General features: G+C 54.4%; 15 protein-coding genes and 1 pseudogene. 8 read left to right on the forward strand and 8 right to left on the reverse strand.

Features of this window, described 5'->3' with window-relative positions:
* Positions 1–353: 353 nt before the first annotated feature.
* The 3 genes and pseudogenes from JCM2850_RS24165 to JCM2850_RS14595 form a co-directional block, all read left to right on the forward strand.
* Positions 354–1,757, forward strand: a pseudogene (locus JCM2850_RS24165) (TonB-dependent receptor); the annotation flags it as partial.
* A gap of 65 nt (positions 1,758–1,822) precedes the next feature.
* Complete coding sequence (locus JCM2850_RS22050; RefSeq protein WP_234406294.1) at positions 1,823–2,575, forward strand: TonB-dependent receptor; 753 nt, start codon at positions 1,823–1,825, stop codon at positions 2,573–2,575.
* A 261-nt stretch (positions 2,576–2,836) separates the two neighbouring features.
* Positions 2,837–4,003, forward strand: coding sequence for a zinc-dependent alcohol dehydrogenase (locus JCM2850_RS14595; RefSeq protein ID WP_025872801.1), 1,167 nt, complete (start codon positions 2,837–2,839; stop codon positions 4,001–4,003).
* Positions 4,004–4,124: 121 nt separating this feature from the next.
* On the opposite strand, the gene JCM2850_RS14600 is transcribed toward JCM2850_RS14595, so the two are convergent.
* The 3 genes from JCM2850_RS14600 to JCM2850_RS14610 form a co-directional block, all read right to left on the reverse strand.
* Entirely contained in the window at positions 4,125–4,331 is a 207-nt protein-coding gene (locus JCM2850_RS14600) for a hypothetical protein (RefSeq protein WP_025872802.1), read from the reverse strand.
* 15 nt (positions 4,332–4,346) lie between these two features.
* On the reverse strand, positions 4,347–4,559 hold the full coding sequence (locus JCM2850_RS14605; protein WP_148301294.1) for a hypothetical protein: 213 nt from the start codon (positions 4,557–4,559) through the stop codon (positions 4,347–4,349).
* A 223-nt stretch (positions 4,560–4,782) separates the two neighbouring features.
* The gene (locus JCM2850_RS14610) at positions 4,783–5,007 is read right to left on the reverse strand and encodes a hypothetical protein (protein ID WP_025872804.1); all 225 of its coding nucleotides are present in this window, start codon (positions 5,005–5,007) and stop codon (positions 4,783–4,785) included.
* A gap of 269 nt (positions 5,008–5,276) precedes the next feature.
* Between JCM2850_RS14610 and JCM2850_RS14615 the strand changes: the two genes are divergently transcribed.
* Complete coding sequence (locus tag JCM2850_RS14615; RefSeq protein WP_148301295.1) at positions 5,277–5,459, forward strand: hypothetical protein; 183 nt, start codon at positions 5,277–5,279, stop codon at positions 5,457–5,459.
* Positions 5,460–5,703: 244 nt separating this feature from the next.
* On the forward strand, positions 5,704–6,414 hold the full coding sequence (locus tag JCM2850_RS14620) for a PEP-CTERM sorting domain-containing protein (protein ID WP_025872810.1): 711 nt from the start codon (positions 5,704–5,706) through the stop codon (positions 6,412–6,414).
* A gap of 71 nt (positions 6,415–6,485) precedes the next feature.
* On the opposite strand, the gene JCM2850_RS19745 is transcribed toward JCM2850_RS14620, so the two are convergent.
* Both JCM2850_RS19745 and JCM2850_RS24170 read right to left on the reverse strand, forming a co-directional pair.
* On the reverse strand, positions 6,486–7,160 hold the full coding sequence (locus tag JCM2850_RS19745; RefSeq protein ID WP_199898364.1) for a LysR substrate-binding domain-containing protein: 675 nt from the start codon (positions 7,158–7,160) through the stop codon (positions 6,486–6,488).
* 14 nt (positions 7,161–7,174) lie between these two features.
* Entirely contained in the window at positions 7,175–7,378 is a 204-nt protein-coding gene (locus JCM2850_RS24170) for a helix-turn-helix domain-containing protein (RefSeq protein ID WP_199898365.1), read from the reverse strand.
* Positions 7,379–7,475: 97 nt separating this feature from the next.
* Here JCM2850_RS24170 and JCM2850_RS23570 point away from each other — a divergent pair, with 97 nt between their 5' ends.
* From JCM2850_RS23570 to JCM2850_RS14640, 3 genes are all read left to right on the forward strand, one after another.
* Positions 7,476–7,610 (forward strand): hypothetical protein, encoded by a 135-nt coding sequence (locus JCM2850_RS23570; protein WP_267879302.1) that lies wholly within the window; start codon positions 7,476–7,478, stop codon positions 7,608–7,610.
* A 107-nt stretch (positions 7,611–7,717) separates the two neighbouring features.
* A complete protein-coding gene (locus tag JCM2850_RS14635; protein WP_199898366.1) occupies positions 7,718–8,632 on the forward strand; it encodes an alpha/beta hydrolase in 915 nt (304 codons plus the stop codon).
* Between the two features lie 2 nt (positions 8,633–8,634).
* Positions 8,635–9,837: an MFS transporter gene (locus JCM2850_RS14640; protein ID WP_025872817.1), complete on the forward strand. Its 1,203-nt coding sequence runs from the start codon at positions 8,635–8,637 to the stop codon at positions 9,835–9,837.
* A 58-nt stretch (positions 9,838–9,895) separates the two neighbouring features.
* Here the strand turns inward: JCM2850_RS14640 and JCM2850_RS14645 are convergent, their stop codons facing one another.
* From JCM2850_RS14645 to JCM2850_RS19750, 3 genes are all read right to left on the reverse strand, one after another.
* A complete protein-coding gene (locus JCM2850_RS14645; protein WP_148301296.1) occupies positions 9,896–10,156 on the reverse strand; it encodes a hypothetical protein in 261 nt (86 codons plus the stop codon).
* A 114-nt stretch (positions 10,157–10,270) separates the two neighbouring features.
* Positions 10,271–10,858 (reverse strand): hypothetical protein, encoded by a 588-nt coding sequence (locus JCM2850_RS22060; RefSeq protein WP_199898367.1) that lies wholly within the window; start codon positions 10,856–10,858, stop codon positions 10,271–10,273.
* Positions 10,774–13,629: a hypothetical protein gene (locus JCM2850_RS19750; protein ID WP_199898368.1), complete on the reverse strand. Its 2,856-nt coding sequence runs from the start codon at positions 13,627–13,629 to the stop codon at positions 10,774–10,776. Before JCM2850_RS19750 ends, JCM2850_RS22060 begins: the two co-directional genes overlap by 85 nt.
* Positions 13,630–13,673 lie beyond the last annotated feature (44 nt).

Raw genomic sequence — 13,673 nt, forward strand, 5'->3', positions numbered from 1 at the left:
GCTCAGGTTACACATCTGCCTTTGGCGGCAGCAAGCAGCAATATCCGCTTGCAGCTTATACGTCATATAGCTTTGTTGTACCCGGCGTTGCCAATACACAGCCCTTCAAGTACCGAGGTGACTGCTTTGTGTGAGCAACAGACGAATGGGCATAACGCCTAGCTCGGCCTCTCTCGCCAAATTCGCATAATCTCAATGACATACGCAGATTTCACTTACAAAAATTAACACTTCGCCATGATGCAAAATAGAAACGCAATAGGAATTATTCCTATTATAATTCGCTCCTTTTTTTCGCAGGTCGGGATGTTTCTAGCATTCCGCTGTTATTCAAAACTACAGGGATAATCTTCATGGCCAAGGGTAATACGCCTTCCACTTTTCTTTTCCAACCGCGGGTATCGGTACTGGCAGTCGCCCTCATCGCCTCAGGCGCGCATGCCGCTGAAGAGCGTGCAGCGCAAGACACTGCCACGCTGCCTGAAGTCAAGGTAAGCTCAGAAAGGGAAACCGCCGATAGCTATACCGTCAAGCGCGCTTCTTCCGAGAAATTCACCGCGCCGCTGCTGGATACGCCCAAGTCGGTCACAGTATTAACCGAGGCCTTGATCCGTGATCAGGGCGCAACCACGTTTGAACAAGCGCTGCGCACGGTGCCAGGCGTGACCTTCGGCGCGGGTGAAGGTGGCACGCCCATGAATGACAGGCCGTTTATCCGTGGTTATGACTCCAGCTCCTCTACCTTTGTCGATGGCTTGCGTGACCTGGGTTCGCAATCGCGCGAAATTTTCAACATTGAAACCATAGAAGTACTGAAAGGCCCTAGCGGTGCCTTTGATGGCCGTGGTTCTGGCGGTGGCAGCATCAATATCGTCAGCAAAACACCCAAGGCAGAAAACTTTGTGCGCGGTAGCGTGGGCCTGGGTACAGATCAGTACAAGCGCGGCAGCCTGGATGTTAACTATCTGCTGACTGACGATGTGGCGGTACGCATCAACGCCATGGCGCACGATGCCGATGTGCCTGGCCGTGACGCTGTCGATACCAAGCGCTGGGGCTTTGCGCCTTCCATCATCTTTGGCCTCAACACCCCTACTTCACTGACCCTGAGCTACTACAAGCTCAAGACTGATGATATGCCAGATTACGGCCTGCCTTTAACCGCTGCCAGCCAGGGGCCTATCCGCCGCCCAGTCAGTGGCGTGAGCAAGGATAACTTCTACGGCATCAAAGACCGCGATTTCCGCGAAACCGAAATTGATGCAGGCACGGCGGTGATCAAGCATGCCTTCAGTGAAACTGCCAGCTTCCGCAATGTCACGCGCTATGCGGTTTCCAAGAATGATTACGTCGTCACCAACCCTGATGATTCTCAAGGCAATGTGGCCAATGGCACAGTCTGGCGCTCATCCAAGAGCCGCAATTCCAAGACTGAATCGTTTGGCAATCTGAGTGAATTCAGCTTCAAGTTTGAGACTGCGGCCATCAAGCACAGCCTCAATACTGGCTTTGAATACAGCTACGAAGACACCACCAATACGCCTTACCTGGTGACTGCGGCCTCCAGCACCAGAATCTGTAACGCAACCTTGCTCAACAACTACACCTGCACCAGCCTTTACAACCCCAACCCTTCTGACCCCTGGCTGGGCACAGTAGTCAAAGGCCCAACCACCACAGAAACCCGCACCCAGAGCAAGTCTTTCTACGTGTTTGATAGCGCCGAAATTGCACAGAACTGGATAGTGAATCTGGGCTTGCGCCGCGATATCTACTCTACCGATTCCGACGCTATAACAGCTCCACCAGAGTACGTACCAAGCTGGATAGCGGTGCTGCATTCTGGAATTACCAGGCGGGTCTGGTGTACAAGATTCAACCCAATGCCAGCGTCTATATCGCCCACGGCACATCTTCTACACCTAGCGGCACCTCCAATGGTGACGGCACTGAAAACCTCTCGGCTGCCAATATGAACCTGGACCCAGAGCGCGTGAAGAATAATGAAATTGGCCTCAAGTGGGATGTGCTGAGCAACCTGTCCCTGACCACTGCCATCTTCCACACCAAAAAAGACAACGCCCGTGTCACCCTGGCGGACGGCACCACGCTGGCACTGGATGGTGAGCAAAAGGTCAAGGGCTTTGAAATTGGCTTTGCGGGTGCGGTAACGCCCTCCTGGCAAGTGTTTGGTGGTTACACCCACCTCGATAGCGAGCTGGTTGGCAATGGCCCACGTGCTGTAGACCGCGCCAACAACGGCAATGAGTTCCCCGGCATTGCCAAGAAGAGCGCCACGTTGTGGACCACTTACAATGTCACCAACAAATGGACAGTAGGTGGCGGTGCCAACTACATGGATGAAGTCTATGCCAACGTCGCCAACACCATTGTGCTGCCGTCCTATACCCGCTTTGATGCCATGAGCAGCTACAAGATAGATAAAAACCTGAGCCTGCAGCTCAATGTGCTGAACCTCACCGACAAGCGCTATATCGACAAGTCCTTCACCACGCACTTTGCGACGGTGGCCGCTGGCAGATCTGCCATGCTGCAACTGCTGTTTAATTACTAAACCTAGCTAAACCTCTACTCCCAGCATGCCAGCTGCATGCTGGAAGTAGCTACAACTCCAGCCTTTCCCAAGCCTAGCGCTTTTCCCAACACCCACTTATACCCTACACCCACTCATACCCTACGTCACGGCCATTGGCGCGCAACCTGCACCAACAACGCTATTGTCCGATTCCTACGCTATATCAGGCCTTCATCTTATAGTGGCCGCCCTCTGGCCTGCGCATGATAGTCGCTCTTATCCATACTCAGGAGCCTCACCATGCGTGCACTTACTTATCATGGCAGCAAAGATGTGCGGGTCGAAACCGTGCCGGACCCGGTCATCATCGATAGCGATGACGTGATTCTGAAAGTGACGGCCACCGCTATTTGCGGCTCCGATCTACATATCTACCGCGGCAATATCCCCATGGTGAAGGATGGCGACATTCTTGGGCATGAGTTTATGGGCATTGTTGAAGACGTAGGCAAGGATGTAGTGAATGTGCGCAAGGGTGATAGGGTCATCATTCCTTTTGTCATTGCCTGCGGCGACTGCTTCTTCTGTCAGCAGGATTTATTTGCCGCCTGCGAGACCACCAATCCCGGCCGCGGCGCCATCGTCAATAAAAAGCAGGTCACACCCTCTGCCGCCCTGTTTGGCTATAGCCATCTCTACGGTGGCGTACCCGGTGGGCAGGCGGAATATGTGCGCGTGCCCAAGGGCAATGTCGGGCCTTTCAAAATCCATGGCAGCCTGGCCGATGAGCAAGTGCTGTTCTTAACCGACATACTGCCTACAGGTTATCAGGCGGTGCTCAATGCCGATGTCAAACCCGGCTCCAGCCTGGCCATTTTTGGGGCCGGGCCAGTGGGGCTGATGGCGGCAGCGACTGCCAGGCTGATGGGTGCAGAGAAGATTTTCATGGTGGATCACCATCAATACCGCCTGGATTACGCGCAACAGCAATACAACACCATCAGTATCAACTTTGATGAAGATGAAGACCCGGCAGAAACCATACTCGCGCAAACCGCCAATCGCGGTGTGGATGCGGTGATTGATGCCGTGGGCTTTGAAGCCAAGGGCAGCACGCTGGAAACCATATTAACCAACCTCAAGCTGGAAGGCAGCAGCGGCAAGGCGCTCAGGCAATGCATAGCCTCGGTGCGCCGTGGCGGTGTAGTCAGTGTGCCTGGGGTGTATGCGGGGCCTATCCACGCCTTCCTGTTTGGCGATGCCTTTGATAAAGGCCTCACCTTCAAAATGGGCCAAACCCATGTGCAGCGTTACCTGCCTGAGCTACTGGAACATATAGAAAATGGCAATTTAACCCCAGCAGACATCATCACCCACCGCATGACGCTGGAAGAAGCGGCGCTGGGCTATGACATCTTCAACAGCAAGGCCGAGAGTTGCCGTAAGGTGGTGCTGACGCCTAATTAAGGCACAGATAATTTCAAGTCACAGATAATTTAAAACTAGTGCATAAGGTCCAAGCCCCCTTCAAGTGTTGAAGGGGGCTTGGTATATGTTCAGAAACAGGTATCGCAAAGGTGTGCCGCCGCTAGGCATCCGCCAGCGCATCCACCTGCGCCATGGCAAACGCCAGCCCGGCCTGCTCGGCATCTTCAGCCGTGCCATACATGGTCAGGCCCTGGGCATATTGATCTATCAGCTTGCCATCTATATGCACCACGGAAATAAACCCTACCCAATCAAACACCCGGCTCACCACATCAATACTGCGGTGCTTATAAATCACATGTTCCATGGGTAGGCTCCTGAATTAATGCGTCTGTGGCGCAGCGCCATCAATCACCGCCTTGGCGTATTCAATGCCTTCCTGGCATGCGGCATTGGCCGTGGGGCGGCGCGTCTTGAAATTATCCAGCGGGCCAACAAATTCACCGTCTATGGTATCTATCCAAATAAAGCCGCCATCATGGGCGGCACGGGTAGTCACCTGCACCTCATGCTGTTTATAAATGATTTTATCCATGACCTCTCTCCAAAAAAGATCAAACATCCACCATGCGCCATTCACCCTGGCAATGCAAGGTCAAGCGCTGGCGTAGCAAGAGAGAATATGGCTGATGAATGGCAGAAAAGGCTGTGTAAAAATCAGCCCTTTGCCGGGAGAAGTATTCAGAAACTCAAGGCAAATCTGGCACGGTAAAAGTGCCAATAATTTGCCAGAGATTAATAGTGCGGTTAAGAGCGTGCTATTGCAGCGCAGTGGCAGGTAAAAATGAATCCATCACCTGATCCACCAGCTTCATGCCATATTGAATCCCCTCCAGCTTGGCCAAGTCCCAGCTTTCCAGTGGCACCACCGAGGGGCTATGCTCCACATCGCCTATATGCACAGAGTAGGTAAAGCCAGCAAAAGCCAGCTTGGCACCGCGCACTTCAATCTTCATATTTTTATAGATGAGTGACTCAATCATGATGGTTGGGCAAATACCTATTAGCGATGGCAGTATTCAAACGTTTTATTGCTATTGAATCAATTGGACATTGCGGAAATATGATGTAGGAATTGGCTGACAGCCAAATAGGACGCGCTAGCGTTGTATTGCCGAGCCCCAGTATTGATAATGCAATCGTTACTGCCTCCTAGCAATAACACGTTCCTTAAGTAATAGCGCCTTAGTTTCCTCTCCTGGATTTGGGCGCTTTTTTTTCGCTCAATGCTGTGATTTTTTGGGATAGCAACATGGCTTTTACCGCGTGCAAGAAATGTCACTCCTCAGTCAGTGCCAGCGCCGTCATCTGCCCGGTGTGCAGCCGCCCTTTGGATGCCCCCACCGATATATTGAGCGTTACCTTCCTGAAGTGGCTGATAGCCATCTCCCTGCTCAGCTTTGCTTATCATCTGGGCAGCTTATACTGGTCGTGATGGCGCTTGTCCAGCGCATCTGCGCCTACGCAATGCCCTCACCCGACGATATTAAAACAGTCACATAAAGATATACTTATTGGTCCAAACGGACTATTCCCCCTTACCAGCAAAAGCATAAAATTGCCTGGATCAACTGCGGTGCTTTTACTGAAAAAAGCCTGGTTTTACTGCAAAATTCCAGCGCGCAGCATGATGTTGAGAAAATTCACCATAAACCATCATCATTCAAAAGGGGAGATTTATGAGTATTTCCAAATCCATACTGCAATGGGCGGTTGTCGCTGCCCTTGCTGCCACATCCATCAACCAGGCCAGCGCCGCAGACAACCTCATACAAAATGGCAATGCTGAAGCAGGCCTGGGTGGCACCAGCCAACCTGTAGCTGTGCCCGGCTGGACCAACCTCACAGGTGGTTTCACCGTGATTCGCTATGATGCGGGCGGCGGTTACCCCAATGCCACAGACCCAGGCGCACCTGATCGCGGCCTGAATTACTTCAGTGGCGGCTCCAGCAGCGCTTACTCCAGCGCCTATCAAATCACCGACATTTTGGCTGCTGCCAGCAACGTGGCCTTTAGCGCCTCGGGTTACTTTGGTGGCTTTGCCAGCCAAGCGGACAATGCCCGCCTCACCATCAGCTTCCTCGATGCCAGTTCACTGGTGCTGGGTACGGCAGTGCTGGGGCCAGCAACCCCTGGCGAGCGCGCTAATGCCACCAGCTTTATCTACAAGGAAGTTAGCGGCTACACTCCTGTAGGCACAAGCCAGATCAGCTTCCTGCTGGAAATGCAGCGTCTGGAAGGCACAGCCAATGATGGTTATGCCGATAGCCTGGTATTCAGCTTGGCACCAGTGCCCGAGGCTGACACCTATGCCATGCTGCTGGCTGGCCTGGGTGTACTCGGGGCAGTGGCACAACGTCGTCAAGGCAGACGCCGTACCATCAGCTAAGCATTCAAGCCTGTGCAAAACCCGCTACGGCGGGTTTTTTCTTACCCAGCGCCAGCCTCACCCCTAGTATTTCATCCCTGATATCTCACCGCAGCAACAAAGGCGCTAAATGCAGGTGAAGTGTGACGCCTGTTGGGATAATACAAATGGAAACCTTCGAAATACGGGCACCAATCCGCCAATACCTCTATCAATCGGCCATCCGCCAGATAGGGTGCCGCCAGCTCTACAGGTACATAGGCCAAGCCTAAACCATCCACCGCAGCATTCAGCACATGCATAATGCTATTGAATACCAGCGGCCCCTCCACCTTGACGCTAAATGCGTGCTCGCCCCTGGCAAACTCCCAGGCATAGTTTGACCCTGCGGGATTATGGCGAATATTAATGCAGCGGTACTGGGTCAAATCATGGGGCGTGGCAGGCATGGCATGTGCGGCAAAATAAGTCGGCGATGCCACCACGGCCAAGCGCCAATCCGGACTAATCCGCACCGCAATCATGTCTTTACTGACAGCGCCTCCAAAACGAATCCCGGCATCAAATCTTTCCTCCACCACGTTGGTAAACCCGTAATCCACATAAAACTCCAGCGTGATATCAGGATAATCCTGAACAAACTGCGCCAGCATAGGGCGGAGATACAACTCAATATGATCATCGGTGCAGCTTACCCGCACGGTGCCGCTGGGCTTGTCTCTAAGCTCGCCCAAGGCATCCACTTCTGCTCGTATCTGGTCAAACAATGGCCCTATCGCACTTAACAGGCGCTCCCCGGCTTCAGTGTAGATACATTGCGCGTGGTTCTGGCCAAAAGCCTCACCCCTAGCTTTTCCTCGAGTGCACGTATGGCATGACTAAGGCCAGACGCGGTCACGCCAAGCTTGGCCGCCGCCCTAGTAAAACTCTGGTCTCTCGCCACAGCCACAAAAGCCTGTAGATCGTCAACTTTGGGAAGTGCCATTGATGAATCCTACTCACAAGTTCATCAAGATTCTACCCACTAATCAAATACTGGTGAATCCTGCAAGATGACCTCCATATCATTTCAGGAGTTCATCATGCGTAATTCCCACTTCGCTAGGGCTACCAGTTTTAGCTCAGATGCCAACATCACCCCGCGCAAATCCATTATGAAAACAGTGACTATAAGCATTGCTGCCAGCGTTTGCTCCACCCTGGCTGCCATAGGCTGATGACTGTTTGCCATGGCACAGCGCTGGCCGCAGAAAGCGGCAATGCAGTAACCAGCGCACAAGGCGCTGACAATTTTTATCAAAGCACTCAAGTCAGCATTCAGAAAGTGAGATTCAAGAATCAATACAATATGGAAATAGTGGGCAATCTCGTCACGCCCAAACAACTGAACCGCAGCACTCAAAATCCCGCCATTATCGTGGGGCATCCCATGGGCGCAGTGAAAGAGCAAAGCGCCATGCTCTATGCCCAGAAGATGGCCGAGCAAGGCTTTGTCACCCTGGCAATAGACCTGCCGTTCTGGGGTGAAAGCGCAGGCCAGCCACGTAATCTGGTTGCGCCTGAGCTTTATGCCGATGCATTCAGTGCTGCCGTGGATTACCTCAGCACGCAAACATTCATCCATCCGCAACGTATTGGGGTGCTGGGCATCTGCGGCAGCGGCGGCTTTGCCATTAGCGCGGCCAAAATTGACCCGCGCCTGAAAGCCATTGCCACGGTCAGCATGTACGACATGGGAGCCGTCACACGCAATGGCTTGCATCACGTCGTAAGCCTTGAGCAACGCCAAGCCTTGCTAGAAAAAGGCGTGAGTCAACGCCAGACGGAATTCACAACAGGCAAATCCCTATGGTTAAGCTACCTGCCAGAAAAACTCAGTGCCGACACCGATGCAGTGACGCGGGAGTTCTGGGAGTTTTATCGTACTCCCAGAGGCATCCACATCCCCAAAGGCCGTACGCTGGAACTAACCCAAAACCGCATGTTAAGCAGTGAAATTCGCTTTGTGAATTTCTATCCCTTCAACGATATCGCAAGCATTGCGCCGCGCCCGCTGCTGTTCATTGCCGGAGATCAGGCACATTCCAGAGAATTCAGCGAGGAAGCCTATCGCCTGGCAGCCGCACCCAAAGAGCTGTATTGGGTGGCAGGGGCAGGCCACGTAGATCTTTATGACAGGGCCAACCTGATTCCATGGCAAAAGCTGGGCACATTCTTCCAGCAGCATCTGGCTAAATAAGTATGAGCACACCACTCAGCACCACAACACCGGGTGCCATGACAGAACACACTGCCCACTGGGGTGGGGTGTTGGCCATGACCCTATGTGTATTTGCCTTGATTGCTTCTGAGTTTCTTCCGGTTAGCCTGCTGACGCCCATCGCTGCTGACTTGCATGTCAGCGAAGGGCTGGCAGGTTACGGCCTGGCAATCTCGGGGGCGTTTGCCGTCTTGACCAGCTTGAGTATTGCCAGGCTTGCGGCTGGCATGAATCGCAAAACCCTGCTTTTGCTCATGACCGCCTTGATGGCAATCTCGGCCGTGGTGGTGGCAAGCGCGCAAAACTACGTCAGCTACATGATAGGCCGGGCACTGATAGGGGTTGTGGTGGGCGGCTTCTGGTCCATGTCTGCCGCAGTGGCCATGCGCTTGGTGCCTAGCGCCAGCGTGCCTAGAGCACTCGCCATATTCAACGGCGGCAATGCGCTGGCCACCGTGGTTGCCGCCCCGCTAGGCAGCTATCTAGGCCACTTGTTTGGCTGGAGAAGTACCTTTCTGATTCTGGTGCCGATTGCAGCCATGGCTTTGGCCTGGCAGTGGATCAGCCTGCCCTCCATGCCAGCTGCAGCGCGTGAAGAAGCTCCAGCGCCCCTACTGGGCTTGCTCAAGCAACGATTAGTGGTGTTGGGCATGTTGGCGGTGGGCACATTCTTCATGGGTCAGTTTGTGTTGTTCACCTATATACGCCCGTTTCTTGAGCGAGTGACTCAGGTAGACAACGCCACACTGTCCACCATACTGCTGGTGATCGGGCTTGCAGGATTTCTCGGCACACTGCTGATCAGCACATTAGTGCAATGGAGCTTGTACCGCACCCTGATCATCATTCCCCTGCTGATGGCAGGAATTGCCCTGGCCCTGACCGTGTGGGGCAACTGGACAGGCATGACGCTGATATTGCTGGGCTTGTGGGGATTGATGGCCACCGCAGCACCAACCGGGTGGTGGTCATGGCTGGCGCAGGCGCTGCCCAAAGATGCAGAAGCAGGTGGTGGCTTGATGGTGGCCATTATCCAGTTATGCATCGCCTTTGGCTCTACTTTGGGAGGCCTGTTGTTTGATGGTGCGGGTTACCGGGCCGCATTTATGGTCAGTGCAGGCCTGCTGCTGATCGCTGCACTTTTAACCTGGGCCACGGCAAACACACAAAAGCATGAGCAATAAGCAAGCATATTGCATCCATGATCAGCTTGAGTGACACGGCCAAGATAATGGCCAGCGTTTAACTGCTGTAAAGCCACAACACCCCTTCGGCCTGAGTGGCATGCGACAACTTCACCCTGGCCTGCACCTGCTCACCATTCTGGCTGGTAATGCAGAAGGTGCCCGGTTGCTGAAAACTGCCGGATAACCTGGCCCCTACGGCAAAATTGCAAGGCTCATCGGTGACAAAACCAAACCAGATACCGTGATGGCTTTGCACCAGATATTTACCGTTTTCTATCAGCACCAGATCAAAGCTGGCGTGCATTCCCGTATCCACAAATATGCGCCTTATCTGTTAACAGCGGTCTGGCTAGACTAGCCAGCACGCAGACTGAATCTGCGTGCCAGGCCAGATCTCAGGCTACGCTTACATCGTCAGTTACATAGCCACTTACATCGTGCCTATGACGTTCACAAAGAAGCCGCGGCTGCGGTAAGAAAGATTGGTCAGGTCATCAGAGTAGTTGGTGAAGTTGTACCCCACACCCGCTTTCACGCCTTCTGCCATATGGCGGTAAATCGCCATCAGCACGCCAGCCCTGGAATCCTGCGCTTCAGTCGCACGCAGGTTTCTTAGCTCCAGCACCGCATCCCATTCCTTCACAAAGTGCCAGTCGGCTCTGAGTATCATCAGGTCGGCACGGCTGGAGAACCACTGACCATCCACCTTGCTATCCTTAAGCTCGCCTATGCGGAAGGCATATTTCGCCCCCAGCGATAACCAAGGTTTAACGTCGTAAATGGTATCCACCGACAGCACCTGGCTGCGCTGCGCGTAATCGGCGGTAAAGCCAGACGGCGAGAGCTGCCCGGGAGATGGCAGGTTGTAGAAGTTGGTGTACTTGAACAAGGTGTTCCATCTGTCATTGTTAATGGGACGGTAAGCCGCACCCGTCACAATTTCGTGGTAATCACCGTCATAGAACGCGCCACGCTGTTGCTGGAGACCGACCAGTTGAGCTTGCCCAGCAAGCGCCATTCCGGCGTGGCCTGATAACCCAGGGTATTGCGTATCAGCCAGGTATCGCGGTCGCCATAGAGGTTGCTCTGTTCATCGCGGAACTCGATATTGCCGCTGTACTTGGTGTTATCACGCTTATAGGCCAGCGCAAAACTCACCGCCTTGCGCTTGAGGTCGCCAGACAAGGGGTTGGATACCTTGCCCGCCTCGCCCTTGACGCCAAAGTTCCAGAAATCATTGGCGGCATAATCCAGACCAAAGGCATTGATCAGGCTTTGCACACCGGAGCCATCGACAGTACGGGTTTCGCCAAATACGCGCATTTCATCAGTCACGCGGTATGACGTACCCGTGACCCAGCTACCCTGACGGCCGCGCCAGGCATTATCCGGGCGCTCGTTCTCCACCAGATAGTTGCTATAGGCATTGCTGCGGTCGGAGATGCGGTAATCCGCACCCAGCTTGACGCCTGGCCCCAGATTACCTTGTGAGCCTTCCGCTACCAGGCGCAGCCTGTCATTGACGCGATAACTCATGCCCAAACCAGCGCGGTTGTTATCGTCACGTGTGCCATCGCGGGCCACCGTGCCCTGCAGGTAACCATAGGCATTCCAGTCTTTCTTGCCCGGCTGCTGGCCAGGTTCAAGCTCGCTGGCATCCTGTAGCGGCGTGTAGTCCATGCGTACCTGCACATCGGTGCGGTTGCCTGTCTGCGATAGCAGGCTGCTGGCATTGGGGATATGCACGTCGCGCTCATCCTGACGCACCGCCACGCCTGCCTGCCATTGCGGGTCCAGCTGCTGGCGCACGCCTACTTCTACCGCCTGGCTGTCCAGCGTGTCTGCACGCCTGACGTCAGCCTTGGCATCGAGGATAGTGTTGGGCGCCACCTGCACATTGGCTTTCAGGCCATGTTGCTTGATTTCCTCACCCGAAACAGCAATCTGCCCGGGGCCGGAATAGCCTCTGTCACGGTTCTGCACATAGGCCGTGACCTTGCCCTTCATATTGTCGCTAACATCAGCCAGATCCAGCGCAGACTCAATGCGGTAGGCATTGGCCGCTTCCCCGGTGGTGGTCATGCCGTTGAAGGCAAAACCGCCATCCAGCGAAGTTTGCGCACCATCGCCTGCGCCGTCAGAGCGTGCGGCTTCGAGCTTGATAAAGGTGCCTGGGGTGTAGCGTATGGTGGCATCCAGCCCTTGCAGGGTCTGCTTGAGCATGCCGTCACCCTGCTTGTAGCCTGTCACGCCTATTTGCAGATAATCATTGACCCAATGCGTGGCGCGGCCACCCGTGGAGAAGTTATCGACCTTGGATAACCCCGGCACGTATTCATAGGTAGTCACCAGGTAAATCTCGCTGCCATTGATGGAAGCGGTGCTGATCATGCTGGGCGCAGCGCCTGTGGAGTTCAGCGCCTCGCGCAGCGTAATGCGGCCTTGCAGATAGTTGATCTCGTAATCCTGCGCCGGGGCCAGCAGCTTGCGCTCTATCACCAGGCCAGAATCACGGTCACGCACTTCCACCCAGATACGCTCAGAGCCCATGGTCAGGGCTTGGTGACGCAAGTAGTACAGTGAGCCGCCCGTACCACGGAATTCATCGCGTGAACCCAGGGTGCCAGGGTCAGCCGCAAAGGCGTCTACCTGCGTGGTTTTTTCGCCAAAGCGCGTGGTGTTTTCAGAGCGATACTTGGCGTTGGCACCATAGAGGCCACGCGAATATTGCAGCAGTTCGGTGCCGCTCCATGAGGTCTTGAAGTTACCCCACATCACATGCGAGTCACCGCGTGCCAGCTTGACGTAGAACTTGCCCTGGGTAGGCGCATCGTCCACCGTGGTGCTGTCATCGCCATACACCGGGTAGTAGAGATCCGGGTTGATATTGCGCAGCAGATAGCGCGGGTCCTTGGAGGAGAAGTTGGAGAACAAATGCTCCAGCGGCTGCTCGCGCGTATCGGCAGCAGCGGTCAGCAGCCAGTCGCCCTTGACCTTGCCCTTGACATAGAAAGCCCCACGGCCATCAACAAAGCCTGAGCCGTCATAGTGCTGGTCATCGCCCGTTACCAGTGTGGCTGGGCCGCGCACATTGTTTTTGCCAGCGGTGATGTCACCAATGGCAATGTAGAACCAGTCGTTATCGGCAATATTGAGGTTGCGGCGGAAGCTGGTGAACTCACCATCGCTTTCAATCAGCTTAACCTCCACACTATTGGGGCCTGGCGGCATGATCTGCTTGATGGCAAATCGCCCTTGCGTATCCACAGGCACCTGCAAGCCCAGGGTTTCTATACGCTGCCCAGGCTGCAAATGGCTGCCGTTCACCGTCACCGTGCCGCCCTTGACTGGGATATTGCGCAGGCTCAGGCTGTTTTCGCCATAACCCGTGAGCAATTCCTTGCCTGGTTGCAAATCGCTGCTAATGCGCGGCGTGTTGCTGGCAATAATCTCCAGCGGCTTCATCACCGATTCATCAAAACGTCCCTGGGGGTCATACACGCGCAGCAAGTACATTACTTGCGACAAGCCCTCAGGCGCGCTCACCTGCCACTTGCTGGCGCCGTTCCAGTCCACGGGCACCACTGCCAGCGGTTTTTCCTGCGGCATTTGGCCGGGTACAAAAATACGGATTTCTGCCTTGCTGATCCACGGCAGGTAATTGGCCCAGGCGCGGAATTGCGCTTCTTCACCGCGTGACAATGCAGGCTGGTGCAGCCAGGCATTCATTTGCGGCAAGGTAGAAAGATTGTCGTAGCGCACCTGAATATCGGCTTTTTCCAAAGCCACATCGGTACAGCGCTGCAGGTCGGCTTCCAGCGGCCCGTCATTAA

It is taken from the genome of Methylobacillus glycogenes JCM 2850 (assembly GCF_000617925.1).
Lineage (GTDB): Bacteria > Pseudomonadota > Gammaproteobacteria > Burkholderiales > Methylophilaceae > Methylobacillus > Methylobacillus glycogenes.

Coding starts and splice junctions, on each gene's coding strand:
- JCM2850_RS14595 (WP_025872801.1), top strand. CDS start 2,837: ATGCGTGCACTTACTTATCATGGCAGCAAAGATGTGCGGGTCGAAACC.
- JCM2850_RS14600 (WP_025872802.1), bottom strand. CDS start 4,331: ATGGAACATGTGATTTATAAGCACCGCAGTATTGATGTGGTGAGCCGG.
- JCM2850_RS14605 (WP_148301294.1), bottom strand. CDS start 4,559: ATGGATAAAATCATTTATAAACAGCATGAGGTGCAGGTGACTACCCGT.
- JCM2850_RS14610 (WP_025872804.1), bottom strand. CDS start 5,007: ATGATTGAGTCACTCATCTATAAAAATATGAAGATTGAAGTGCGCGGT.
- JCM2850_RS14615 (WP_148301295.1), top strand. CDS start 5,277: ATGGCTTTTACCGCGTGCAAGAAATGTCACTCCTCAGTCAGTGCCAGC.
- JCM2850_RS14620 (WP_025872810.1), top strand. CDS start 5,704: ATGAGTATTTCCAAATCCATACTGCAATGGGCGGTTGTCGCTGCCCTT.
- JCM2850_RS24170 (WP_199898365.1), bottom strand. CDS start 7,378: ATGGCACTTCCCAAAGTTGACGATCTACAGGCTTTTGTGGCTGTGGCG.
- JCM2850_RS23570 (WP_267879302.1), top strand. CDS start 7,476: ATGCGTAATTCCCACTTCGCTAGGGCTACCAGTTTTAGCTCAGATGCC.
- JCM2850_RS14640 (WP_025872817.1), top strand. CDS start 8,635: ATGAGCACACCACTCAGCACCACAACACCGGGTGCCATGACAGAACAC.
- JCM2850_RS22060 (WP_199898367.1), bottom strand. CDS start 10,858: ATGGCGCTTGCTGGGCAAGCTCAACTGGTCGGTCTCCAGCAACAGCGT.